A 26,075-nucleotide genomic window follows, 5' to 3' on the forward strand; every position below is an offset into this window, starting at 1 on the left:
CACAAATCGATGAAATCAACATTAGACCTTAGCTGCTTTAAGAACAACGATATCCGCGGCATCATTGGTCAACAAATCAATGAGCCGCTAGCCTATCTACTCGGCAAGGCATTTGGCGAATACGCACTGTCCGCCGCACCTAAAACCTCATTCGATGACTTGGTTCAGGTAGTCATTGGTCGTGATAACCGTGAAACGTCCCTTTCATTACAAGAGGCTATGACCAAAGGCTTAATCAAATCAGGGATAACCGTGATAGATCTAGGCTTGACAGGCACTGAAGAGGTCTACTTTGCGACTCGCCACCTAAAAGCAGTTGGCGGCGTTCAAATTACAGCAAGCCACAATCCAATCAATTACAACGGAATGAAATTGGTCGGTGTAGACGCAAGCCCGATAAGTAAAAACTGTGGTTTGGATGAAATCAAACAACGCATTGAAGTACTGAATCAAGAACTGAACAGCGGTTCAACTATCGGTCATGCACACCCCACTAACTCTAGTAGATCGACCAGTATTCTCGCTCCTTATGTAGACCATCTACTCTCCTATATTTCTCCGTCTAAGCTTTCACCAATGAAGATTGTGGTCAACGCAGGAAACGGCGTTGCAGGGCATGTCATTGATGCTTTAGAGAACAAGTTTAACAAACTCAGCGTCCCTATCACTTTCGTCAAGGTTCATCATACAGCCGATGGAAACTTCCCTAATGGTATTCCAAACCCATTGATTAGAGATAACCAAGCAGCCACTCGAGATGCCGTTTTAGGATACTCTGCCGACCTTGGAATTGCTTGGGATGGAGACTTCGACCGATGCTTTTTCTTTGATGAGAAAGGCAATTACATCGAGGGTTATTACATTGTCGGATTGCTTGCTGAAGCATTCTTGACTAAACAACCTAACGCGACTGTATTGCACGACATGCGCATGACATGGAACACGATTGAAGTCGCCAACACACATGGTGGCAAAGCGATTGGGATTAAAGCGGGACACGCACTTATCAAAGAGAAAATGCGTGAAACAAATGCCGTCTATGGTGGCGAAATGAGCGCACACCATTATTTTCGTGATTTCGGATATTGCGATTCAGGCATGATTCCTTGGTTACTGGTTATTGAACTGATGTCAAAAACTCAACAATCTCTTCACCAATTGACAAGTACCAGTATGCATAGATTCCCCTCTTCCGGAGAGATAAATCGCAGAGTTTCAGACCCCGAACAGGTCATGGCTTACGTGTTATCGCACTACCGAGATGATGCCATTGAGATCGATCATACAGACGGTATCAGTATGGACATGGGAACATGGCGTTTTAACTTAAGGCAATCGAATACAGAGCCATTGATACGTCTCAACGTAGAAACCAAGAAAGATAAAAATTTGTTGTCACGTAAAGTCGACGAGTTACTGTCTTTTATCATTTAAGAGTACAAGGTACTTCCGGTTTACAACTAAGAACCACAAAAAAGCCCTTACTAACGATTGCTAGTAAGGGCTTTCAGTTTTCAGTCGCTTAGTTATTGACTGTAATTAGCCTATTTGTTGCGGCGAGCTTCAACTGCACCTGCTAGTTGACGAAGTACAGCTTCAGTATCTTCCCAACCAATACAAGCATCAGTAATCGACTGACCGTATGTGGCAGCTTTACCGTCAACTAAGTCTTGGCGACCTTCAACTAAGTGAGATTCAATCATCACACCAAAAATAGCTTTGTCACCACCAGAGATCTGCGCGCTTACGTCATCAGACACGTTCATTTGGCGCTTGAACTGCTTAGAGCTGTTTGCGTGACTGAAGTCGATCATCACTTTTTGTGGAAGACCAGAAGCTTCTAGCTCCTCTTTGATCTTGCCAACATGTTCTGCGCTGTAGTTTGGCTCTTTACCACCACGTAGGATGATATGACAATCTGGGTTACCAGCCGTTTCAACGATAGCTGAGTGGCCGTATTTAGTTACCGACAAGAAGTGGTGAGAAGCGCTTGCAGAACGGATTGCGTCTGTTGCGATCTTGATGTTGCCATCAGTACCATTCTTAAAGCCAACTGGGCAAGATAGACCCGAAGCCAGTTCGCGGTGAACTTGAGATTCAGTAGTACGCGCACCAATTGCACCCCAACTGATTAAATCAGCAACGTATTGAGGCGTGATCATGTCTAGGAATTCGCTTGCGGTTGGCATTCCCATGTCAGTTAGGTCAAGCAGTAGCTTACGACCTAGTCGAAGACCATCATTTAGCTTGAACGTATCGTTCATGTACGGGTCATTGATTAGACCTTTCCAACCAACAGTTGTACGTGGCTTTTCAAAGTAAACGCGCATTACGATTTCAAGGTTATCGCCAAGCTCGTCGCGCAACACTTTCAAGCGCTTACCGTACTCAAGAGCGGCCTCTGTGTCATGAATAGAACATGGGCCTACAATAACAAGCAAGCGGTCATCGCTTTCTTCTAAAATATTGTGGATCGCTTTGCGGCTTTCAAAGGTTGTAGAAGAAGCAACTTCAGTCGCTGGAAACTTTTCTAAAACAGCAACAGGGGGTAATAACTCTTTTACTTTGTTAATTCTTACATCATCAGTCTGGAACATTGCTTACTTCTTCCTTTTTTCTATCCTTGAGCTGAATGTACGTTGTCTCACGTCACTTTCTATCAGCACTAATCTTCTTGTTCCCTGTAACTTAACTAGTAAAAACCCCAGTTTCAATCACTAATTGAAAATAAACGCAATTTTTTTTGTGTTTTATATTTATAACACCCTGTATATCATTATTTACACGCTATCGATTGCGTATTTTATAGGAAGGTAAGAAGAACCATCCTTCAAGTTTCATCATGCATGTAAAATTGGGTCGAACTCAAAAACAAAAAAACGGGCTATCATAGAGAATGCCCGTTTTATTATTTCGGTAGTCGCTTACTCTGCGATAGGCCATTCGATTGTAATATCAAACGAATTGATAGCTACTACCTCACCCAGCAAATTACCATCCTCGCCATTCCCATTGTCGTTATCACCAAAGCGAAGTATAAAGTTAGTGTTTAACTTCGTTCCTTCAGCAAGCCCTTTCACTTTTGTATCAAAGTAAGCAGCTTGAAAAGAGTCATAACTTGAATATACTTCTTGCCCTTCGTCTTCACGATGAGTTCGCTGAACAACTTGTCCTTTAAGCTGGCCAGAAACATATAACGAAAATGTTTCTGTCGCGTTCCAACCATCAAGGTAGATACTGATATAAGCATCTGAAGCGGCCTTATCCGAAAATGTATCAGAAACTTCTACATCTACATCAATAGATACCTGACCTAAAGTCGGTGCGTCGCCTTCCTTAGCCGGAAACTTGGTATCGGTATAAACCCAAAGTGGATTGTCAACGCTTGATTGACGGTTACCAGTAAATTCAATGTCTACACTATGGTTAGTATCATCGATTGAATCAAGGATTGTTCCACCAACCAACTGTTCTGAACTTAAAACAGGTGCTAACTCTTTAACCGTGTATTCTTTAACTGTAAACTGTAAATCACCTACATCATTATCGTCAGCAACACGAATAATAAAGTTAGTCTTAAACTTCAAACCATCTATTCGAGCATCCAACCTGTAATGACCATAATCTTTAACAAAATCAGCCTTACTTATACCCTGAGGCCCACCTTTAATATCTACATTACCATTTGGATAATAAACAACACGAACCAGTTCACCCGCCTCATCCAACAGGTAAATATCCATATGAGACTTAAAACTTTCCGGTACATCTAGAGAATAGCTAAAGTCGTACTGCTTCAATGTCTTCTCACCCGCCACAAACTGCACCTCTGGATACAACCAAGGTTCAGCTAAATCGTTCCTATTAAGGACCGTTTTGAATATACCAAACCCACTTTCATCAAAATGAACTAACTCAGCGTTATCAACCTGGGATGGCTTAATTACTGGCGCAACGGGAGTCGGAATAATCTCAATCGGATCCCCAAAATCTGGCGGAGTGATAATAATCTCACCTGACTTAGGATCAATTTTTAACTCACCAAGATTGAAATGCCTCATTGGTTCAAATTCAATAGTACTTGGAACAGACGCACCATTGAACGCGGTAATCAAAACGACCGCATCCTTATCAATATAACGGTAAGCATGCGTACCATAATCACTACCGATCGAACCCTCAATCTCACCAGAATAGGTTGCGCCAAAATTCTTTGATTCCTCACGAGTCTCAGTAATAGTTGAATGGTAAAAATCAATATCTTCACGGTCAGCAACAGTGAATGTCACGTAGGAATAGTCCTTATTATCCACATGAATCACTACATGCGTTTTGTCTGCCCCCAGGACCTCTTCACCTTCTACCAGGTAATATGAATAAAACTGATTGTATTCACCTTTCACAATTTTAGGTTCAATCTTAAAGGTCGCTTCACCAAAAACCTCAACATCCTGTATGCCATCAACAACAATATCGTTGATATCGTATGTATTCGTGCCGTACATATCCGTCACTACCAAACTGTAATCATTCGTTCGTACATAATGAACATTGCCATCAAGGTCCTTTACTGCACAAACATTATTATCGAACCCCTGCACACTAACGACTTTATCTTCAGGTAATTCAATATCCTTTAGACAAGTATTCGACAACGCGTTCATTTCGGTAATGTTAGCCATTGTTGCACCAACGGTAACCGTTCGAGCTTGTGACACTGGTGATTCTGGTGATGTCGAAGTTGAACTGTCATCACAGCCAACCAATACTAAATTTGCCGCTACCACTATTGAAGATAAACTTACTTTATTCATGTATTCCACTCGCAATTGGTACTAGTACTCATTGATAATAAAAAATTTAACCTTGAGCCTTTCCTCAACCAGAAAGCCGTCTTAGTCAACTGGGAAGCATATTAATTAGTACCAGTACCAATTGCAAGTGTTATTTGGTACTGGTACTAAAAGTTGTTTGTAACCAAGGAAATCTGTATGCTGTAGCTCACCAAACACTAATCGGTTGAATCTAATGGCGCGAATTACCGCTGAAGAAAGAAGGCAAAAAAAAGAAAGAATGGACGAGCGCATTGTTAAAATATTTCTTAACGAAGGCTGGTCATCAGTTACCTATGACCGTCTTGCCAAAGAGTTCAATGTCCGAAAGAGCAGCATCCAAGCTTATTACCCCAATAGTATTATGTTCGCCACAGCACTCCAAGGGGTGGTTTTCCCTATCCTCCTAGACATCCTAGACTTTGAAACAAAGGACAAATTTATTGATTCATGGATAACAGCTTATGAAGATCCCAATAACCATGTCTTTAGAGAAGTTATTGAGATGCTTCTACAGAACATTTTAAAGGATGGGACGAGTCCATATTCTCGTGGCGGTGTGCTCAGGTTAAAGCAACATTTAGCTCAAACAATTGGCGAGACTGAGGCAACCGAGGCTATAAAGTCAGTATTTGGCGAGTTAGTCTTTCGAAAAATGTTTGATTAAACCCCTCCTCTGTTCAAAAATCGCTACACGACTTTAGTTATAAACCTTTGGGGTGATTAAGCTTAAGTGGCTTGACGACACTATCAAGCCCTTCAATTTTCAGAGCAAGGCACAGCTTTAACAAGTCACCTAGCTCACCAGACGGGAATCCCTTCTTATCGAACCACAGCAGATATTCTTCAGGTAAATCAATCAATGTACGACCCGCATACTTTCCAAATGGCATCTGCATTCGAGCCAACTTAATCAGGTTCTCTTTCTCTAACATTATTCGGTCTTTCTATGCGTCATCTATGTTCTGTAGAGTATCACCTAAACGTTCAACCCAATAGTTGATCGCATCTTTGGCATCATCTAACGAATCAATCATAGTTGAAAAGTCTTTGTTGCCCGCTTCACGATCGATTGCAGCAAACAGTGGCGTACCATCTTGAGCATCACTGACCAATAACTCTACACTCGCACTCCCAACATTGGTGTGCTCGCCTGTTGCCACCTTAGAGATAGTAGACATCGCAAGACCAAACGGCAGAACACTGCTCGTCACAGCCAAAATAGGGTTTGGGGTTTCTACGTTACTTAGAGCGATACTCAAGCGTAACGTCTTGCCTGTTGGTTCATCGACAATCGTTTTATGAGGCGATATTTTATCTTCTAGGCGATTAACCATGTGAACGGTAAGCTCTTGAATATCTTGCTGATCTAACGAACCTTCTTCAGCAAGAACAAAGATTTGGTCGATCACTACTGAGTCATAGCCGTCCAACTTACCTTTTAAACGCTCTGCATCACGCAGGCCGATTCTGGCCCAAACTAAGTCAACACCACCATCCGGACCTGGCTGAAAATCTTCATAACTGGTGAATTTGGTTGCGGTTTTAATTGGACCGCCTGCACAACCAAACAAAAAAATGCTGGTTGCAACAAGCAAGAGAAGTTTAAAAGGTTTCATAGCGTACTTAAATTAAATAGAAGAACCCAATTAAGTATACCATACCCTATATCGAAAGATTGTAGAAAAAAGGGTTAAAACTCAGAGCTAGCTCTAAAATTAGTCATGTTGCACAGTGTGCGCATACTCTACAATCACCTGATTCCCTTCGATATAGGCATTTTGGATCTCACCATCGACACTCATTCTACTTTTCAGATAAACCACTTTAGGCCCTGATTCATTGCCTTCTTTAAGTGAAGGAAATACGTTCCTTGGCTCTAAATGAAGCAAACGACAAAAGTGACTCACGAATGACATGGTTAAAGGCGTCTCCCCTCTTAGCACTCTAGAGAAATCAAGTTGGTTCATTCCTAGCTTTTTTGAAAACTCCATCTGCGTAATCCGCATTCTCGATTTTTGTGACATCCATGTCTGATACAACGCGTCTCTGTCTAGTTCAGTGAATTCCATGACAACTCCTTTATATAATTCATACCAATTAATTGTCCGGCTTTTCATACATGGCGTGTCAGGGTTTGGTTAGTGGAAACCAAAGGTTTGGTTTTGATATGCGCGCAATTGTTGTACAGAACAAAACGCAATAACTCAAAACCATTCACAAAAGCGATTAGAGCAAATGCTTTCTTTATTTATATCAATAATTTATACGTTAACGAACTAAACATATAGCAAGTTAATTTGTATTAAGAATTAAAAGTTCGAGATTGGCATTCCACATTTCAATCTATTGATTCGCATTTATAAAACTGGTTGGCTACATTTCGCTTGCTCAAAGGCACTTCTGGCAAACTATTTGAAAGAATAGGACGCAAAGCCACCGGTCTGTCGACAAATATTCTGTCTATGATAGCGGGGCCGCCACTTAATAGAATTTAAGTGCAAATGCATGCCGGAGTGTTCTCTTTTTTGTCGGCCAAATACAGTAAGGACAAATAATGAAACAACTCCCAAAAAAATCACTCATCGCGTTATCGCTACTTAGCGTCAGCGGTGCTAGCTTCGGTCATGGTTATGTCTCTGCATACAACAATGGTGTAGCAGAAAGCCGTGTCGCACTATGTAAGTTTCCAGCGAGTGATACACAACAGAAAAACACCAACTGTGGTGGTATCCAATACGAACCTCAGAGTGTGGAAGGCCCTGAAGGCTTCCCTGAAGCCGGCCCTGTTGACGGAAAAATTGCCAGCGCCCAATCTTCTTTAGCAGCAGCACTAGATGAGCAAAAAGCAGATCGCTGGGTTAAACGCCCTATCAAGTCTGGCTCTCAATACTTTGAGTGGACGTTCACAGCGAACCACAAAACCCGCGATTGGAAATATTACATTACTCAACCAGACTGGAACCCAAACCAACCTTTGGCACGCAGCTCTTTTGATTTAACGCCATTCTGTGTTGTTGAAGGCAATATGGATCAACCACCAATGCAAGTAAGTCACTTATGTAATGTACCAGAGCGCGAAGGTTATCAAGTGATCCTTGCTGTGTGGGATGTGGGTGACACAGCTGCAGCTTTCTACAACGTTATTGATGTGAAGTTTGATGGCGACGGCCCTATCATTCCTGATTGGGATCAAGGCGGTCAAATCAACCCAACTCAAGACTTGAACATTGGTGATGCGGTTTACACTCGTGTGTTTGATCAATCTGGTGAGAATGCTTCATACAGCACTGAGTTGGTGATTGAGACCAAAGAGCAAGGTAAGGCAAACAACTGGTCTTACGCACTTGCCTCTAAGATCAATCAAGAGCAGACGCAAATCAAAGCAGGTCAATTGAACGACCAAGGTGATTTCGCACCAATTTACGGCACTAACCCTGTATATCTAAAAGCAGGCTCTGGCTTTAACAGTGTAGAGATCGGCTACAAGATCGATACTCCAGAACCAAAACATGAGCTGGAAGTAACAGGCCTAGAGCCAGAGTATATTATTGACGAGAGCCAACCTACTCAGCTTGATCTTACGTTAGCGGCAACAGGCGACATTCAAGCAGAACTGACCGTGTACAACCATCACCGTGAGGCACTTGCCTCTCAGAAATCAGAGCTAACCGATGGACAAGTTGAAGATATTCAACTGACACTTTCTAAGTCTGAAGCAGGCCACCATATGCTTGTGGTTGTGACGAAAGATGACCAAGGTAACTTAGTGGATCAGAACACGCTTGATTTCCACCTGATGGACGAGCAAACACCGCCACCTGCGGGCGATTACGACTTCGTATTCCCAGAAAGCATTGATTCTTACACAGCCGGTACTAAAGTACTAAGCAGCGATGGTGGCATTTATCAGTGTAAAGAGTTCCCATACTCTGGTTACTGTGTTCAATGGGCGCCAACAGCAACTCAGTACGAACCAGGTGTCGGTTCACACTGGCAAGATGCTTGGAACAAAGTGGACTAATGACTCACAGATACTCACTGTCTAGTAGGTGAGCTTGTGTAATTAGCCAGACAAAAACGGATGCTCAAAGCATCCGTTTTCTTATTCAACGACAGCAGAAATGTGGTTATCAAAGTAGATAATGGTCTGCCAACAAAGCAACAAACAAGATCATTAAATGATAAATAGAAAACTTAAAGGTCTTCATCGCCATATTAGGCTCATCACGATACTTAAGTACCCAAGCGTGATAAACAAACCCAGCGTTGAGCACCAATGAAGCGCTCAAATATATCCAACTACTCATGCCGACCAAAACAGGCAATATACACACTATGCTCAACAACAAGGTATACAGCAAAATCGAAGTCTTGGTGTATTCAATTCCATGGGTCACAGGCAGCATGGGAATGTTCACTTTGGCATACTCGTCACGACGATGAATTGCCAATGCCCAGAAGTGCGGAGGCGTCCAGATAAAAATAATCATCACCAACAACCAAGCGTTTGAGTGCAGTTCATTGGTGACCGCCGTCCACCCCAATAGTGGAGGCATTGCACCAGCTATCCCTGCAATTACTATGTTCTGCGGCGTCGCTCGCTTCAAGTACATGGTATAGATAACCGCATAACCCAATAAGCTCGCAAAGGTTAACCACGCCGTCAGTTGATTGACCCATACCACTAGCGTGGCGAAGCCGAGTAAACCGATACCCGCAGCAAAGCTGAACACGCGTACACTACTCAGCTCTCCAGATGGCAAAGGTCGTCGGTTTGTACGAGTCATCTGACCGTCGATTTTTTTGTCGATCAAGTGATTGAATGCAGCCGCTGAGCCCGCCATTAAACCTATCCCGATCATTCCGAACAAAGTTTGTTGTATAGGCAATCCATTCGGCACGGCCAAACACATCCCAACCAATGCCGTCAGCAACATCAAAGCCACGACTTTAGGCTTGGTCAGCGTTAAATAAACTTTCCAAGCAGCTTTGTTTTTTGCAGCCATTTCGTTGCTTAAAGCGATCTCATTGTTGGCTGCTATTTTATGACTTAAGGTTGCGTCTTGAACCACCACTTCATGCTGCGTTGACGTTCTACTGACCATGATTACCTCCTTGTAATACACTGTTCTTTGCCAAGCTCTCACTCGGTTTGCGTTGCCACACCACAAAATTGGTTACAACCATGCTGATGAGCAACATCGCCGCTACTAGGTTATGCAAAACCGCAACTGAGATTGGCAGGTGAAACCATACATTGCTGATCCCAAGGCTGATTTGAGTAAACAACACGATTGCGACAATCACGCTCAGTTTTTGGTGAGGCGATTGGCCAAAGTTCCATAGCTGATACACGATCATCAACACCGTTAACGTCGCCACAATAGCTCCAAACCTATGCATGACATGTATAGTCAGCCTTGCAGGGTACTCCAACACCCCAAACTCATAGTTGTCATGACCATGCTGTGCAAAGTCGAACGCATTTTTGAAATCGATATAGTCCACCCAGTTGCCTTCACAGATGGGCAATTGAGTACATACCAAAGCGGCATAGTTTGACGATGTCCAACCACCGAGTAGTATCTGCCCGACCACAATAAGTAATCCAAAGAGCGCCGAGACTTTAAGTGCTGAAGAATAGGAAGACTCACCAAAATGGGTTTGGAATTGAGATAGACGACAGTACAGCAGACACAGCAGCGACAATAGTGTGAAGCCCCCCATCAAATGCGCCATAACCACAACTGGCATCAATTTAAGGGTCACCGTCCACATTCCAAGCAAAGCCTGAAATATCACGGTCGCAGAGATAAGTAATGGAAGCCCAGCAGAAGTAATATTCTTCTTGATACACCAAGCGACTACAACAAAGATAAGAAGCCCTAATGAGCCAGCAAAGTAGCGGTGTATCATCTCTATCCAAGCTTTGTCTGCTTCGAAAGCACGTTCAGGAAAATGGAGGTTGGCTTGATTCACCGCTTGTGCATCCGAAGGAACAGTGATCTTACCGTAACACCCCGGCCAATCAGGACAGCCAAGACCAGCATCAGACAAGCGTGTATAAGCTCCGAGAACGATCACGGTAAGGGTTAACAAGATAGTTAACCTCATCACGAGCATCAGTAAATCAGGGGCTTTATTCTGCATCACTTATCTCCCTATACTTGTTCCCTTTCGCTGCTTACACTCGAGCGTTAGCGCCATCTGGCAAAGCCTAACAGCCCAAGCTTTTACACTACCCAACTCGTGACAGCTTAAGTAGCTTTCTTAAATCATGGATCATGCCTTTAGATTGACCAACTAGCTGCGACGGATCCGAAACGCTTTTGTACTCCATAACCAACTGCCCTAGAGGGTCAATAATGACAATGGAAGCCGGCGCAAACTCGGTGCTTAACTGATCACCACCAGCTAACAAAGACAGATCAGGCTTATCGAACGAACCCGATAACGAGTTACCTTCCGATACAAAAACAACGGCGGTTACTCTCTCTTTGTTTTTCCCTAACGCTAAGTAACTTTGATTCAAATAATGAAGCTGTTGTTCACACAAGCTTTCGCACTCCATCGGAGCGATATAACCCACAACCCAACCCTCTCCTGCCATGGGCAGCGCTATACCGAAATCCGCGAGTGTCGTTCTTGGTTCTACCAATTCGCCCGAGTTAGTCACACCAGAGGTATACCAGTTCTGCTCCAATACAGTTTTGGCAATAATTGCAGGCAAGGCAAAAATCAAAACTAATCCGAGTAATACCAAGCGCCCTTTAGTACGACGGCTTTTGAGCTCTGCCAGGTTTGGCTCGGTAATTTCCCTGTTCACTTGTGCTTGAGACTTATCCATCCTTGTTCTCCGTGATAGGTGGTGCTTTTAGGTACCGATAACCAATTAACAGCATCAAAAACAAAAGTACAGCTGCCATTACGAACCATTGAAACGAGTAACCAAAGTGCTTTTCAGATTTCATCGCCGTTGGTCGCCATAACAACTCATAAGGCCAAGAATCTAAGCTCTGAGGTTGAAAGACAAAGGGCAGCACTTCTTGCCCTGTGTACTGTGTTAACGCTGCTATGTTTAGGTTTTGGATTCTATTCGGTGTCGTATTTTCTAAACCCAACTCATTACTTAAAGGGTTAACTGAACGTGTGTACAAACGCCCTGACATGTTGGTTGGTAGTGTGATGCTTCCTAGTTGTGGAAGCTGTCTTCTGTCACTGCTTGCCGCAACAAACCCAAGATCGATCAACAATTTTTTTTCATCCACTAAGGACTGGTTTCCATCTTCAAAACGAATCGTACCCAACATGTAAATCACATACCCAACCGTTCCTTGGTTTATCTGGTTGTCTAACAAGAGTATCAAACCACTCGTATTTACTAATTCAACATCAGCCTTTAGCCCATTTAGGGTTTGAGGGGGCATTGACTCTTGACCAGATAAACTCAACTCTCGCAACTCAGAAATAACAACAGCCAAGGGTTGTGACGCTGCCTGTGCTCTCTCTGTTAATTGCTGTTCATAACGCAATTTCTCGTTACCACGATCGAGTTGCCACAAACCTAACTTGATTAAAGCGCCGACTGAAACCACAGTTAAAACAACCGCTATCCAAATACCTTTACTGCGGAACTTGTGTTCATCATCAATCAATCGGTTTGGAGTTATCACTATGGCGTCATCTACCTTTGTGTTGTTATTTAAAGTCGTATTAGTCGCTTTGTTGTTTTTTATCGCTTTCAATTTAATGAAAGGTCTAATCCAAATCGCCTCAGGCAAACACAATGGAAAAAAACTTAGTCACTTCTTGGGTCGTCGTGTGATGCTTTCAGCCATCGTGGTGCTGTTACTTTTACTGGCCCTAGCCTCTGGCGTCATCACTCCCAATCCACGACCTTATTAACCTATTCAAACTTGTGTAACTTTTAAAAACTTACTCTCCCAAGCTTGTCTTAAAGCAGTTCAGTATTCCGTTAGAGCACATAGACAAACACGAATAGGCCTAACCAAACCACATCAACAAAATGCCAATACCAACTACCGGCTTGAAACGCAAAGTGGTCTTTCGGCGTAAAATGATCCTTCGCCACCCTTGCCAACAAGACAATCAGAAAGATCGTCCCCAAGCAGACGTGCAAGCCATGGAACCCAGTCAGTAAGAAGAATGTGTTGCCATAGATACCTGATTGAAGAGTCAGCCCCATCTCTTGATAAGCGTGTAGGTACTCTTCAACTTGGAAGAACAGGAAGAAGCCCGCGAGAACAATGGTTATCTCCAACCAGACAATCAAAGCCATACGCTTGTTTTGTTCAAGACTGATATGTGCCATATGCAACGTCATAGAGGAAAGCAAAAGAATAATAGTGTTCTTAAGAGGGATTCCTTGCCAAGGCATGGCTTGTGTCGTTACGCCATCAGGGGTGGTGGTTAGCGGCCATATTGATTGGAACATCGGCCACAATACTTCATGAGTCATTTCATTGTTGCCCGCACCGCCAATCCAAGGCACAGAGATCATTCGAGCATAGAAAAGCGCGCCAAAGAAAGCACCAAAGAACATAATCTCAGAGAAGATAAACCAGCTCATTCCTTGTCTAAAAGAACGGGATATCTGCTCAGAATAGAGACCACTTAAGGATTCCGTTATCACGTTGCTAAACCAACCTGCGAGCATGTAAAGCAGCACAGCAAACCCGACTAATAACACCGCTTTGCCAAATACACCACCGGCGGCATCAGTACCCATGTGTTGCACCGTCAAGCCAGCACCAACCGCGACAAGAAACAGCGCAACGGCACCCACTAACGGCCAATGGCTTTGATGTGGAACGAAATACACTTCCTTTTTAGAACTCATCGCTCAACTCCTTTTGTTGATTCTGGTTCTGTAATATCTTAGTTACTTGCGAGCACATTAGGCTCAGGTTTATTGGCCGCAGCACCCACCTCATTCGTAATATTAAATAATGTATAAGAGAGCGTCAGCGTGTGTATCGATTCTGGAATATCGGGTTCAATGTAAAATATCAAACCCATTTCTGCGCTCTTGTGCCCGTCCAATGGCTGCTGATTAAAGCAAAAGCATTCCATTTTGTTGAAGTAAGTTGCGCCCATACCAGGAGACACCGACGGTACAGCTTGGCCAACCAATGTGGCCCCAGAAAGGTTTTTTGCAATGTAGTTAGTTTGAACTACCTCACCAGGATGAACCTCTAACACTCGAACCTCTGGTGAAAACTGCCATGGCATATCTGGATTGATGTGGGACATGAATTCAACTCGGACTTTACGAGAATAGTCGGGCTGCATTCCCTGAGGTTGAACTGCGGAAACAGTATTGGTTTTTCCATTGATCCCTAAAGCCTCACACATCACATCGTAGAGCGGTACCAAAGCGAAACCAAAGCCAAACATCGCCACCACGCTCAACACCAAGTAACCTGTCAGCTTTTTAGTCGAACGTTTGGATTGGTTATTATCCATATCGCTTTGCTTATCACTCATGATTCTATCCTTTAATCCACTTTAGGAGGATGAGTAAAGGTGTGGTGAGGCGCAGGGCTTGGTACTGTCCATTCAAGGCCTTCAGCTCTATCCCAAGGCTTGCTTGGAGCAGGCTCTCCCCCTCTCACGCACTTAATAGCTAGCCATAAGAAAATCAACTGAGACAACCCAAAGGCAAAGCCACCAATCGACACCACTTGGTTAACATCAGCAAACTGAATGGCGTAATCAGGAATACGACGCGGCATACCCGCTAGCCCTAAAAAGTGCATCGGGAAGAACAACACGTTGACTGAAATTACCGACGTCCAGAAGTGCCACAGGCTGAGCTTGTGATCGTACATATGCCCTGTCCACTTCGGCAACCAATAGTAAGCGGCGGCCATAATCGAGAACACGGCGCCTGTTACCAGAACATAGTGGAAGTGAGCCACAACAAAATAGGTGTCGTGATATTGGAAATCGGCTGGCACGATAGCGAGCATCAATCCAGACAACCCACCAATCGTGAACAAAACAATAAAGGCAATCGCAAATAGCATTGGGGTTTCAAAGGTTAAAGCCCCCCGCCACATGGTCGCCACCCAATTGAAGACTTTCACACCTGTCGGCACCGCTATCAACATGGTGCAATACATGAAGAACAGCTCGGCAAAGACTGGCATACCTGTTGTGAACATGTGGTGCGCCCAAACCAAAAACGACAACAATGCGATACTACAAGTCGCGTATACCATGGAATGATAGCCAAACAGACGCTTACCACTGAATGCAGGGATGATCGCCGAGACAATACCAAAAGACGGCAAAATCATGATGTACACTTCGGGGTGTCCAAAGAACCAGAATATGTGCTGAAACATCACAGGGTCCCCACCACCAGCGGCATCAAAGAAGCTTGTTCCAAAGTATTTGTCAGTTAATACCATGGTCACTGCACCCGCGAGAACAGGCATCACGGCTATCAACAAGAAAGCAGTAATCAACCAAGTCCATACGAACATCGGTAGCTTGAACCAAGTCATACCCGGCGCTCTCATGTTCACGATGGTCACGATCACGTTAATCGCGCCCATGATCGAGCTGATCCCCATAATATGAACTGAGAATACAAATAGCGCCGTGCTGTCTGGGCCGTAAGTTGTCGAAAGTGGCGCATAAAATGTCCAGCCAAAGCTCGGACCACCTCCCTCAGTAAACAAAGAACCGATTAAGATTAGAAAAGCAAAAGGCAAGATCCAGAAACTGAGGTTATTCATTCTCGGCAGCGCCATATCTGGAGCACCGATCATCATCGGGATCATCCAGTTAGCCAAACCCGTGAAAGCAGGCATTACTGCGCCAAACACCATGATTAAACCGTGGACTGTGGTCATCTGATTGAAGAAATCTGGCTCAACGAGTTGCAAACCCGGTTGGAATAGCTCAGCACGGATCACCATTGCCATGGCACCACCCGTTAAGAACATCGCAAAACTGAACCACAGATAAAGTGTACCGATGTCTTTATGATTGGTTGAGTACAGCCAACGCACCCAACCTTTAGGTGCCGCATGTGAGTCGTGATCATCAACAGGCAAATCATTATTGCCTAGTGTACCTTCCGCAGAATGGCTCAGTGCTTGGTCTTCTGCTGGAGCCGATTTCACCGGCTTATTGATTGGTGAACTCATAACTGCTCCTTAGCATCGTTTTGTGCTTCATCCATTAAGCCTTGCGTTGCATCCGTAGAACCTTGCGTTTCGTCCGTTGAACCTTGTTCGTCAGAAGCTTGTTCCCCGCCTTCTTGCTTGGCTTTATAAGCGTTCACATCTGAAGCCTGAACAATATCGCCAGTGTCATTACCCCAAGCGTTTCGTTGATAAGTCACTACCGCTGCGATCTCTTTCTCGGTTAACTGATTATCGAACGCTTGCATCGCGGTGCCGCCACGACCATAAACAATAGTGTCGATATGAACACCCACATCACCAAGTGCGATAGGGCTTCCTTTGATAGCAGGGAAAGCTCCGGGGATGCCCTCACCGTTTACTTGGTGACAAACCGCACATCGAGTTTTGTAGACCTCTTCACCGATCGTATTCAACTCTTCCAAAGAAAGTGACGCATCTAATGCATCTTTCGCGGCTTGTTGTTCGGCTATCGCCAACTCTTTTTGCTCCGCTAGCCATGCGTCGAATTCGGCTTCTTCCATGGCATGCACCACTATCGGCATGAAACCATGGGCACGACCACACAACTCTGCACACTGCCCTCGATAAACACCGGGTTCATCTATCTTTGTCCAAGCCTCGTTGATAAAGCCTGGAATCGTATCTTTCTTAACGGCAAACGCAGGCACCCACCATGAGTGAATCACATCGTCGGAAGTCATCAAGAAGCGGACTTTACGGTCAACAGGCAGTACGAGCGGCTTATCGACTTCTAGCAGGTAATGTGCGCCTTTCACTTCGATGCCTTCAATTTCTTTGTCGCTGGTCGCTAAAAGGCTGAAAAACTCGACATCCTCACCAAAATAGCTGTAATGCCATTTCCATTGTGATCCGGTGATTTTAACGGTCAGGTCTGACTGGGAGGTATCTTCCATCGCTATCAAGGTTTTAGTGGCAGGTATAGCCATGGCGATGAGGATAATAATAGGGATGATTGTCCAAAGAATTTCGACTTTCGTGCTTTCATGAAAATGGGCAGCAACTGCACCCTTCGATTTCCTGTGCCTCAAAATCGAATAAAACATGACACCAAATACAACAAAGGCAATCGCGCAGCAGATGTAGAAGATCAGCATATGAAGTTCATACACCTTACCACTGATCTCAGTGACGCCTTGAGTCATGTTGTAGTCGCTGCTTGCGTGCACTAAAAGCGAAACAAGAAGCAAAACAGAACTCTTCAAAAGCCACGTTAGCCTAACCAGTAATCGTTTCAAAAGATCTCTCCTTATCCTTCCTAATTGGACACTTGCGACCTAAATGTCGTTGCGAGCTGTATTTCATTACGAGCTACATGTCATTACGAGCTGAGCAACATTCTCTGTTGTTCCAGCTAATAATGAAAAGGCTGAATCTCAATCTACAACTCATACAAAGTTGCCTTCAAAAGGGCTACTGACCTCACATCAACCTAGAAACTAATACGGATCAAGAGTGTTAGAGGTTTCCATGAAAGATTCAAAAACGGCGAATTTGTTAAATTTTGTTATATTTATGTAAAAGGCTAGTTAGTGATATCCAATTGTTCAAGGTAAGTTTATTTACTAAACAGTCAATTATTTTATATCGAGTTTTACGATTGCTTTCATAGAAATGATAATCAATATCACTTAAATTAAGTCAACAGTAAGTCATACCGAAATTAAAAGGTTTAGTGATTATGCAAGATGCAATGAATTGGTTAGCGAGAGACCCAGACCCAAGAACTCGTGAAGAGTTTCAACACCTCATCGATGAGGGAATGCACGACGAACTTGAAGACCGCTTTACTCAACGATTAGAGTTCGGAACAGCGGGACTTAGAGGAAAAGTGGGATGTGGTCCAAATCGAATGAACCGTTTAGTTATACAGGAAACGGCAACCGGACTCGGCCACTACTTAATCGAACATGTCGCCAATGCTACTATTCGAGGCGTTGTGGTTGGCTATGACGGCCGCTTAGATTCAAAGCAATTCGCTATTGATACCGCTTCCGTACTCACCGCTTTAGGCATTAAGGTCTACCTAACCGCGAATGTCGCCGCTACCCCTATTGTTGCTTTCGGTATTGAGCATTTCAATGCAGCCGCAGCCGTTGTGGTTACTGCCAGCCACAACCCGCCAGAATACAATGGCTTCAAAGTGTACTGGGAGAATGGTGCTCAAATCATTCCTCCTCACGACGCGGGCATTGCTGCTGAAATTGATATCGCATCAACCAAGCCTATTCCTTTAATGAGCCTGAGCGATGCTGAAACACAAGGCAAGTTAGTGTGGTTGACTGAGGGCTATTACCAAACGTATCGCGCTGCGATCAACCAGAGCCCATATGTGAGTAATGAGATCGAATCGGCGAACACCACCATCACCTACACAGCAATGCATGGTGTGGGCGCGCAAATGGCTGAAGATCTTCTCCATGATTCTGGTTTCCATAAGGTATTCAGCGTTGCAGAACAAAGAGAGCCCGATGGTAACTTCCCAACCGTAAACTTCCCTAACCCGGAAGAAAAAGGGGCTATGGATCTTGTGGTTAAGCTAGCAAAGAGTGTCGATGCAGATATTGCTTGTGCCAATGACCCTGATGCAGACCGTTTTGCGGTTGCGGTCAGAACTGAAGATGACTCTTACAAAATGCTGACTGGCGATCAAGTGGGTGTGTTGTTTGCGCATTATTTGCTTTCAAAACCTCACACCAAAACCCAGTTAGTTGGCAACAGTATCGTCTCATCAACGCTACTTGAAAAAGTGGCTAAATCCCACGGGGCGACTTATTTCCAAACGCTGACTGGCTTCAAATGGTTAGCGAATATTGGCATGCAGTTAGAAGATGATCAGAACGAGTTCTTGTTCGCCTATGAAGAAGCACTAGGCTACACAATTGGTACTCAAGTACGAGACAAAGATGGGCTATCGGCTATTGTCGTGTTTGCTCAATTGGTTGAAGAGTTGAAATCTCAGGGCCGAACCGTTTGGGATCTCCTAGCTCAGATTTCATTTGAACATGGCGTTCACACCAACGCACAGCGAAGTATCGCACTAGACCCAGATTCACCATCGATTGGTTCGAGGCTAAGATCAGCACAACCTAAAGCAATCAACGGTGTCGCTATCTCTGTAATTGAAGATCTTCAATCTTCTTTGCGCTTCGTCATTGGTGGCAACACCGAAGCCATTAACTTACCCGCGAGTGACGTGCTCATCTACCACCTCGAAGACGGTTCACGCATTATCGTGAGACCTTCAGGCACTGAACCAAAAGTGAAAGTCTATTATGAGACAGTGACAAAGTTCGAAGGGACAGAAACGTACGAAGACACTCGTCTGCGCGGTGAGCAATACATGGATAAACTGATTGAACAACACCAACAAGAATTAAACTCATAGCGATTTAGCGTGTTCAGATGCAACGGTTAAAACTAAAAATGGACGCTCGAAGCGTCCATTTTTGTCTCAGCGGCTAATCGCTAGAATATGTCTGAATTGATTCGCCTAAGCAGTAAAGAAAGAAGACAACATCCAGATAGCTAACACGATGAAAACTCCGCCCATCACTTTCTGTTGATAGGTACGAAACTTAGCATTTTCTACAAGAGACTTACCAATTGTCCCCACTAAAGCCACCAGCAAAAAGTTGAACGTTAAGCCGAGAACATTCAATAACAAACCCAGAATAAGCATCTGCTCACCAGAAGTCGCTTCAATGTTCGTCGATACAAACTGAGGCAAAAACATCACAAAGAAAACCAGCGCTTTGGGATTAAGCAGGTTGCTGATTAGTGCTCGTTGGTAGTAGGCTTTTGCTGCAAAGTTATCGCTTAACTCAGGCGCCTTACCCTGTTCTGTTCGAAGGCAATCCCACCCCATTTTCAATAAGTAGGTACCGCCTAACAGATGAAGAGCATTTAGAGCGATTGGGCTCATCGCAATCAATGCTGAAACACCCATTGCTGCCAATACTGTCAGGATGATTCCAGAAGTTGCATTACCTAAACTTGCGAACACACCAACCTTGCGGCCGTAGCTCATACTCGAGCTCGCAATGAGTAACATATCAGGGCCAGGCAAAAGAAGAAGTGCAACAACAGCAGTCAGGTAAACAGGTAAGATGGCTAAGTCGATCATGGGGTTCAGTATTGATAAAAACGGAGGCGGATTTTATATCAATTACCAACACCCTTCCAGATGCAATTAGTTGTAAGTAGGATATATATTCGAATTAAAAACCAACTTTAACCACTGAAACCAATTTATTAACTAAACATAGCGTATTAATTAACTCGCTACCCACTCAATCTCAATCAAGGTCGTTTCACCACACTTTAGACGACCGAGGAAGATATCACCTCGATGCACCTCACCAACACCTTTGGGTGTACCTGTCATGACAACATCACCATCAAGCAAGGTCGTGTAAGAAGATAACTCTTCGAGGATAGTTTGTGGGGAATACAGCATCTGTGCAACGTGGCCTTTTTGAACGCGAACACAGTTAATAAACAGCTCCAGATTTAAGTCTGTGAGATCTAGGTTATCTGTTGGAACAAAGCGACTAAACACGGCTGAACCATCAAACGCTTTGGCGCGCTCCCAAGGCAGGCCTTTCTCTTTTAAGCTACTTTGCAATTCACGTTTGGTGAGATCTAACCCTAAACCTACTGCTGAGTATTGACCATTTTCAACGATGAAGCAGATTTCAGCTTCATAGTGCAGGGCTTCTTGGTGAAAAGAAGAGAGAGAGGACGATACGCTAGTACTGGGCTTATTAAACACCACCATAGCATCTGGAATCACGTTGTTGAGTTCTTCGATATGATCGACATAGTTACGTCCAACACACAACACTTTAGTTGGTGTTGCGGTTCGTTTCGAATTCATCAATTGTTCCTGCCCTACAACGCTGCTCATAGTTTATCCCTGAACTATTTATTGGAGTGCAGAGTTTAACGCATCATAAAAACAGAGTCTTCGACAACATGGTTACCAATATCTAAATTCTGATCTTTAGCTCAATTAAATGATTTAAATACTTTTATCCGAAGATCACGACATATAAGAGCTGATGAAATGAGCCATAGCTACGTAGATAAAATGAATGGCTGGGGAACATGAAGGAAAAGCTAGAACAGATGCGCATAAAACGAAAGAAGCCCTCTCAAACCAAAAGGCTTGAGAGGGCTTAGCATGGTGTCTAGGACAGTATCCTAAAAGGTAAACCTAAGGAGTAAACACTATGCTAAATAAGTCTGCGACTTATAGGTAGTAACGACCACCGATAGTCCACTTGTCATCAGTCTTACGACCGTTGTCGTCGTTTAGGTCGAACTGGTAACCAGCGTAACCAACGAACTTAGGCGTAAAGTTGTACTCAGTTTGAAGAGCCAGCTCTTCTCGAGTAGTAACTTTTGCATCACCTTTATCTTCACGACCTTCAACCATTTCATAGTTGATGATGAAGTTTAAGCTATTGTCTAGAGCGTAAGCAGCTAGTAGCTCGTATGCATCGCTCTCCACCATCAGGTCATTATATGTGTACTTGATAGTTTCAGCAGCGTTTAGATCTGAGCCAGAAATATTGTTCATGTACTCGTTAGATGCGTATACACCCGCTAGGTATAGACCTGTACCGTATGAACCATATGCCGCAGAAAATACGTGAGAAGAAGCTGTTTCATCGAAACCTGAAGCTTTGATATCGCCGGTGTTGTAACCGTAACCAAGCTTCGCGCCCATGATTTCGTAACCTACAGTCACTTGCGTTCGGTCTTTAACGTTTAGGTTAAAACCAACTGTTGCAGAAGCGTCAGTTTCACCAGTAGCGTCGGTTGCTGTTTCAGTAATGATATCTGAAACAGTTTGAGAACCCTGCCAGCCTAGACCGATAGTAATTTTACCCGCTTCACCTAGATCAAAACCGTTACGGTAAGAAACCATTTTGTCTGCGCGACCAGTACCGAACGCACCGTGGTTGTCGTAGATAAAGTCGTTCGCGAATGCGATTGGCATATCAGCAACACCCGCTACGTCATAGTAAGGAGCCCACTGAGTACCGACTACTGCGCGACCAAAGTCATCGTGAGTAAGACCTACGTAACCTAGACGAGTTGTAAACGTCTCTTCACCACCTTCAAGGTAGTTAAGTGCCCATTCGCCTTTAGCGTCAGCAGTAAAGCCGTTACTCAATTCTTGAGTAGCGTTAAAGTTGATACGTGGTGAGTTAGCACCTACATCTGTATCGCCATTCTCAGAGCCATTTAGGTTTACTGAAACGTGGCCGCCAACTGAGAATGTTGTGCCGTCTTCGTTGTAAAGTTCTACTGCAACTGCCTGTGTACCAAATACTGCACCAGAAATCGCTAGCGCTAAAAGTTTCTTATTCATTGTCATGTCCATTATGTAACTGGGTGAGTTATTCACTAACAACCTCGTACTTACGGAGAAGTTGTTACCTGCATTTAACAAGTAGGCAGACCGTAATATATGAATGACAAGAAAGTTGCATTAAAATATATAAAATAAAAAAAATAGCGCTATAAAAAACAAAAAAAATCAATCAAAAACAAGCAATTAAACAAGAAAGAACCAACAAAACCTTTCACAGTTAAAAACAAAAACTTTGATTATTTTTGATTTTTCAATCATAAAAAGAGCATTAAAAATCTAATTGAGAGATAACTCATCAGACCATCTAGAAACCAACCTTTAATCTTGAAACATTTTGTAACACCCAGAACGCACTTGAAATATTTAGCTTCGTGAAACAATTATCAATTGGAGCCAGAAAAAATCGCTCAACTGAAAGTTCACTAGAGAAAATACAAAAAAGGGCAACCAATCAACGACTGGTTGCCCTTAATAATTCACCATTGGACTTTTATTTGAAGCAAACCTCAGCCCAACGAGCTAAGCCTGCGGTTACTGAACCGAAGTAATTACCACTCACAATAGGTACGTTCGGTACAGCTTGTTGTACGGCTTCACGAAGTATCAGTGAACGAGCTGAGCCGCCCGTCATGTAGATTACATCTGGCTTTTTCTGGCCTTGTTGAATCGCTTCTTTAACCAACTCAATCATCTTAGACTTCGGTGTTTCAATCGCTTCAACCATCTGTTCGACTGAGATATCCACCTCGACCAGTTCGGAGGCAACATTAATCGCAGCACGATATTGAGAGGATTCTGCCAGCGCAATCTTGGCTTCTTCCGCTCTACGCACAATACCGTAACCCAAGGTGTCGTGATAAACCTTCATCAAACGCTCTAGCTTTTGAGGCTCTGACGCTTCTTTACGAAGTAATTTTAGTGCTGCTAGGTTCTCGCGAGAATAGAAGTTCTTTTGCGCTTCAACATTATTGATCGCAATTGGGTTCCAGAATTGAGTCAGTGGCATATCGATACCCGAAATACCTTTGCTACCCATACCAAAAGGTGACATCAGTTGTTTGAACGCAAGATAGATATCGAGGTCATTCCCCCCTACCCTTTGCCCACTGTGTGCCAACAAGCTCTGGGTACGATCCGCTTTGCCAGACCAGGTTGGTCCCATTTCTAACAATGAGCAATCAGTGGTACCACCACCAATATCGACAACCAATACCGTTTGGTTTTCAGTCAAAGTGCTTTCGTAGTCAAGACCGGCGGCTACTGGCTCAAATTGAAAAGCGATATCAAGGAGACCTGCACGCTTAGCTGCGCGAGACAGTATGTCTTCAGCTTGTCTGTTCGCCTCTTCACCACCTCGACCGTGGAAGTTAATTGGTCGGCCAATGACGGCTTGCTTGATCTGTTCTTGAGTCGTGAGTTCAGCTTGGTGTTTGATGTTCGCCATCATGGCGCACACCAAATCTTCGAAAAAGCTCACCTGAACATCATGCAGTCCACTTGCACCAAGAAACGACTTTGGAGACTTAACATAATAAACATCGCGAGGATCTTCTAAATATAAGTCTAACGCTGCCTGACCAAAGGCCATGTCTTCTGGCACTAGGTCGATGCTCTCTTCTCTATTCAGTGCAATTGCACGTCGTAGTACTTGCTCACCTATCGCATCACTCGGCTTAATATTCAAGTGACGAAATAGGTGTTCAGAGACGCTTTCACGAGTAGGAGCAAAAACGGTTGAGGGAATATAGTGGTTGTTACCTTCTAGCGGTAACAGGCTTGGCTCTCCATTAACCATCGCCGCGACAGAACAGTTCGCTGTTCCATAATCAAATCCAATAAACATAATATCCCCCACTCAACAAAAGGGGCGAGATGCTACATGAAAAGCCTTGAAATTACGAGGTCATTTACTTTTTTGCTTGGTCATTTTTCGGTTTGATGACTCTTAATAGGCAAACAAATATGCTACATTTCAGCCCAAATGAATCACAGGTTAGATAAATGAAAACACCTTGCCGAGCGGCTTGTAAAAATAATGGCGGAATGTGCAGCGGCTGCTTTCGAACAATGGACGAAATTATAGGTTGGAAAGGCTTATCTGAAGATGAGCGAGTATCCATCATGGATAACCTGAGTGGTGCGAGTTCGACTCACCAATGTCCTGAGTGCAATGAGCCCGCTCAATGTGATATCAGCGCGGGCAAAGAGACATGTTGGTGTTTTGATTTAGAAAAACGGGACACAAGCAATATTCCAAAGGCTGGCGTTTGTATGTGCCGCAAATGCTTGTCTGCTTTGCCTATTCAGTAGTTTAGAACCTATCCAGCAAGTTTTGAGATGGTTCAAACATATACAAAAAAGCGAGAGGTTAAACTCTCGCTTTAAAATACAGCATTAAGTTTCGACTTAATCGCGACTCGCTCGGTTAGTATCTACTTCGCTTTTACAATCAGCGCAGGCTCAGAAAACTGGATACCGCTCCAGCCATGAACCATGAAGTTACGAATATTTTGATGGTCAGTGTTCTCAGGAAAACCTAGCACGTCGTTACGGTAAAATTGACCAAAACAAGCAAGTGTTTGCTCTGGTGATAACCCTTGTTCTAAGCCAAAGGCAAAAATCTTACACGAACCATTATTCTGCCCTGCTGCATTCACGACCTCACCATTGCGAAATTCGCTCTCAGAAAAATCATAATGAGCTTCGATCACTTGCATTGTATCTTCAAATCGCACGGTTTCTGGGGTTTCAGCCAGAGTATTCAATAAGGTTTCCAGTTCCATTTACTACTTCTCCATTACGTATATATCTGTCAGCAGTGTATCTTGTTTTATGGCAAGAGTAAGCCGTTGTTTACTTTGAACAACGATTCATTTTTTTGTTGTAGAATGCTAATTACTTCAATGAAACTAATGACATAGTTTTATCAGGACGTTATATTATTTTATCAAACGATTAACATTGTTCAGTAACGAATATGCATAAAGATAAAAACCTAGAACTGTTTAGATACCTTAGACCTGGTACAAAAACAGCAGGTGTATTGGAATTTGGCCCAGACGACTCAATCCAGATCAGTACACTTTATATCGGACACAAAGAAGAGCAGTATCTTATCCTTGAACTTTCACAGAAAGCGACAGAAGCACTGACGCTAAGAAAGCTCACAAACGTGGATATTATTGTTCGTGCGATTACCGACACCGAACTTGGGCACATTGTTGCGTTCAAAACCAATGTATTGGCTCATATCACTTCCCCAGCACATCTTATCTTCCTTCGTCCACCCTCAAATTTTGCGACCAAGCCTATTCGCGAACACGAAAGGTATAAGGTACGACTCAGCTGTGAAGTCACCTTTGATACTTTGTCACTAGATGCCACTCTGGTTGATTTTTCAGCATCAGGCTGTGGTATCTATCTTACGCAGCAGTCAGATATCGATGTGGGTTGTAAGATAAAAGTCAATTCCGACTTGAATGAGTACTTAGATGACGCTTTGATCTACAAAGTGGTGAGTAAGAAGAGGCAAAGACAAGGCTGGCTGTTAGGTATCCAATTTCCTGAACATCTAGATATGAGTGATGAGTTAAAAACACTGCTGTTGGAACAAGCCTTTGTCGCTGGCTCTATATAAAGACAGGTTCAACAGAGTTT

Annotated in this window: 25 protein-coding genes and 1 riboswitch; of the genes, 7 read left to right on the forward strand and 18 right to left on the reverse strand. The window is 43.7% G+C overall.

From position 1 onward, the window contains the following. Positions 1-9 precede the first annotated feature (9 nt). On the forward strand, positions 10-1,434 hold the full coding sequence (locus BCT34_RS13085; protein WP_076652044.1) for a phosphomannomutase: 1,425 nt from the start codon (positions 10-12) through the stop codon (positions 1,432-1,434). A 110-nt stretch (positions 1,435-1,544) separates the two neighbouring features. Here BCT34_RS13085 and aroG read toward each other — a convergent pair whose 3' ends face one another. Beyond that, positions 1,545-2,597, reverse strand: coding sequence for a 3-deoxy-7-phosphoheptulonate synthase AroG (aroG, locus tag BCT34_RS13090; RefSeq protein WP_076652041.1), 1,053 nt, complete (start codon positions 2,595-2,597; stop codon positions 1,545-1,547). A gap of 327 nt (positions 2,598-2,924) precedes the next feature. After that, on the reverse strand, positions 2,925-4,814 hold the full coding sequence (locus BCT34_RS13095; protein WP_076652039.1) for a hypothetical protein: 1,890 nt from the start codon (positions 4,812-4,814) through the stop codon (positions 2,925-2,927). A 214-nt stretch (positions 4,815-5,028) separates the two neighbouring features. On the opposite strand from BCT34_RS13095, the gene BCT34_RS13100 reads away from it, so the two are divergent. Next, on the forward strand, positions 5,029-5,499 hold the full coding sequence (locus BCT34_RS13100) for a hypothetical protein (RefSeq protein WP_076652037.1): 471 nt from the start codon (positions 5,029-5,031) through the stop codon (positions 5,497-5,499). Between the two features lie 37 nt (positions 5,500-5,536). Here the strand turns inward: BCT34_RS13100 and BCT34_RS13105 are convergent, their stop codons facing one another. From BCT34_RS13105 to BCT34_RS13115, 3 genes are all read right to left on the reverse strand, one after another. After that, positions 5,537-5,767 (reverse strand): DUF3820 family protein, encoded by a 231-nt coding sequence (locus BCT34_RS13105; protein WP_076652034.1) that lies wholly within the window; start codon positions 5,765-5,767, stop codon positions 5,537-5,539. Between the two features lie 12 nt (positions 5,768-5,779). Then, the gene (locus BCT34_RS13110) at positions 5,780-6,451 is read right to left on the reverse strand and encodes a DUF3313 domain-containing protein (RefSeq protein WP_076652032.1); all 672 of its coding nucleotides are present in this window, start codon (positions 6,449-6,451) and stop codon (positions 5,780-5,782) included. Between the two features lie 99 nt (positions 6,452-6,550). After that, positions 6,551-6,904: a hypothetical protein gene (locus BCT34_RS13115; RefSeq protein ID WP_017066796.1), complete on the reverse strand. Its 354-nt coding sequence runs from the start codon at positions 6,902-6,904 to the stop codon at positions 6,551-6,553. Between the two features lie 323 nt (positions 6,905-7,227). Next, positions 7,228-7,317, forward strand: a riboswitch (cyclic di-GMP riboswitch). Positions 7,318-7,389: 72 nt separating this feature from the next. Here BCT34_RS13115 and gbpA point away from each other — a divergent pair. Further along, complete coding sequence (gene gbpA, locus BCT34_RS13120) at positions 7,390-8,856, forward strand: N-acetylglucosamine-binding protein GbpA (RefSeq protein WP_076652029.1); 1,467 nt, start codon at positions 7,390-7,392, stop codon at positions 8,854-8,856. A 109-nt stretch (positions 8,857-8,965) separates the two neighbouring features. Here gbpA and cyoE read toward each other — a convergent pair whose 3' ends face one another. The 4 genes from cyoE to BCT34_RS13140 all read right to left on the reverse strand — a co-directional run bounded on the left by cyoE (position 8,966) and on the right by BCT34_RS13140 (position 12,622). After that, positions 8,966-9,940: a heme o synthase gene (gene cyoE, locus BCT34_RS13125; protein ID WP_076652027.1), complete on the reverse strand. Its 975-nt coding sequence runs from the start codon at positions 9,938-9,940 to the stop codon at positions 8,966-8,968. Continuing rightward, the gene (locus BCT34_RS13130) at positions 9,930-10,985 is read right to left on the reverse strand and encodes a COX15/CtaA family protein (RefSeq protein WP_076652024.1); all 1,056 of its coding nucleotides are present in this window, start codon (positions 10,983-10,985) and stop codon (positions 9,930-9,932) included. Before BCT34_RS13130 ends, cyoE begins: the two co-directional genes overlap by 11 nt. Positions 10,986-11,073: 88 nt before the next feature. Next, complete coding sequence (locus BCT34_RS13135) at positions 11,074-11,682, reverse strand: hypothetical protein (RefSeq protein WP_076652022.1); 609 nt, start codon at positions 11,680-11,682, stop codon at positions 11,074-11,076. Further along, on the reverse strand, positions 11,675-12,622 hold the full coding sequence (locus tag BCT34_RS13140; protein WP_076652020.1) for an SURF1 family protein: 948 nt from the start codon (positions 12,620-12,622) through the stop codon (positions 11,675-11,677). Before BCT34_RS13140 ends, BCT34_RS13135 begins: the two co-directional genes overlap by 8 nt. Between BCT34_RS13140 and BCT34_RS13145 the strand changes: the two genes are divergently transcribed. Then, complete coding sequence (locus BCT34_RS13145; RefSeq protein ID WP_032500197.1) at positions 12,510-12,740, forward strand: DUF2909 family protein; 231 nt, start codon at positions 12,510-12,512, stop codon at positions 12,738-12,740. The genes BCT34_RS13140 and BCT34_RS13145 overlap by 113 nt on opposite strands. Positions 12,741-12,810: 70 nt before the next feature. On the opposite strand, the gene BCT34_RS13150 is transcribed toward BCT34_RS13145, so the two are convergent. From BCT34_RS13150 to coxB, 4 genes are read right to left on the reverse strand one after another with little or no spacing between them, the layout of a single operon-like run. Continuing rightward, positions 12,811-13,695: a cytochrome c oxidase subunit 3 gene (locus tag BCT34_RS13150; RefSeq protein WP_076652017.1), complete on the reverse strand. Its 885-nt coding sequence runs from the start codon at positions 13,693-13,695 to the stop codon at positions 12,811-12,813. 38 nt (positions 13,696-13,733) lie between these two features. Continuing rightward, positions 13,734-14,342, reverse strand: coding sequence for a cytochrome c oxidase assembly protein (locus tag BCT34_RS13155; protein ID WP_076652015.1), 609 nt, complete (start codon positions 14,340-14,342; stop codon positions 13,734-13,736). A gap of 11 nt (positions 14,343-14,353) precedes the next feature. Further along, positions 14,354-16,015: a cytochrome c oxidase subunit I gene (gene ctaD, locus BCT34_RS13160; protein WP_076652012.1), complete on the reverse strand. Its 1,662-nt coding sequence runs from the start codon at positions 16,013-16,015 to the stop codon at positions 14,354-14,356. Further along, positions 16,012-17,271 carry a cytochrome c oxidase subunit II gene (gene coxB, locus BCT34_RS13165; RefSeq protein ID WP_076652009.1) on the reverse strand — a complete coding sequence of 420 codons (1,260 nt, stop codon included), beginning with the start codon at positions 17,269-17,271 and terminating at the stop codon, positions 16,012-16,014. The genes ctaD and coxB overlap by 4 nt, the downstream gene beginning before the upstream one ends. A 443-nt stretch (positions 17,272-17,714) precedes the next feature. On the opposite strand from coxB, the gene BCT34_RS13170 reads away from it, so the two are divergent. Further along, positions 17,715-19,421, forward strand: a complete 1,707-nt coding sequence (locus tag BCT34_RS13170; protein ID WP_076652006.1) for a phospho-sugar mutase — start codon at positions 17,715-17,717, stop codon at positions 19,419-19,421. 105 nt (positions 19,422-19,526) lie between these two features. On the opposite strand, the gene BCT34_RS13175 is transcribed toward BCT34_RS13170, so the two are convergent. From BCT34_RS13175 to yegD, 4 genes are all read right to left on the reverse strand, one after another. Then, on the reverse strand, positions 19,527-20,159 hold the full coding sequence (locus tag BCT34_RS13175) for a LysE family translocator (protein WP_076652003.1): 633 nt from the start codon (positions 20,157-20,159) through the stop codon (positions 19,527-19,529). 150 nt (positions 20,160-20,309) lie between these two features. Further along, entirely contained in the window at positions 20,310-20,942 is a 633-nt protein-coding gene (locus BCT34_RS13180) for a fumarylacetoacetate hydrolase family protein (protein WP_076652000.1), read from the reverse strand. Between the two features lie 345 nt (positions 20,943-21,287). After that, positions 21,288-22,415, reverse strand: a complete 1,128-nt coding sequence (locus BCT34_RS13185; protein ID WP_076651997.1) for a porin — start codon at positions 22,413-22,415, stop codon at positions 21,288-21,290. A gap of 493 nt (positions 22,416-22,908) precedes the next feature. After that, positions 22,909-24,261, reverse strand: coding sequence for a molecular chaperone (gene yegD, locus BCT34_RS13190; protein WP_076651994.1), 1,353 nt, complete (start codon positions 24,259-24,261; stop codon positions 22,909-22,911). A 158-nt stretch (positions 24,262-24,419) separates the two neighbouring features. Here yegD and BCT34_RS13195 point away from each other — a divergent pair, with 158 nt between their 5' ends. Beyond that, on the forward strand, positions 24,420-24,728 hold the full coding sequence (locus BCT34_RS13195; RefSeq protein WP_076651992.1) for a DUF1289 domain-containing protein: 309 nt from the start codon (positions 24,420-24,422) through the stop codon (positions 24,726-24,728). Between the two features lie 122 nt (positions 24,729-24,850). Here the strand turns inward: BCT34_RS13195 and BCT34_RS13200 are convergent, their stop codons facing one another. Then, positions 24,851-25,201: a HopJ type III effector protein gene (locus tag BCT34_RS13200; protein ID WP_076651989.1), complete on the reverse strand. Its 351-nt coding sequence runs from the start codon at positions 25,199-25,201 to the stop codon at positions 24,851-24,853. A gap of 194 nt (positions 25,202-25,395) precedes the next feature. Here BCT34_RS13200 and BCT34_RS13205 point away from each other — a divergent pair, with 194 nt between their 5' ends. After that, positions 25,396-26,055 (forward strand): PilZ domain-containing protein, encoded by a 660-nt coding sequence (locus BCT34_RS13205; protein WP_076651986.1) that lies wholly within the window; start codon positions 25,396-25,398, stop codon positions 26,053-26,055. Positions 26,056-26,075 lie beyond the last annotated feature (20 nt).

This window comes from Vibrio sp. 10N.261.45.E2 (genome assembly GCF_002875705.1).
Taxonomy (GTDB): domain Bacteria; phylum Pseudomonadota; class Gammaproteobacteria; order Enterobacterales; family Vibrionaceae; genus Vibrio.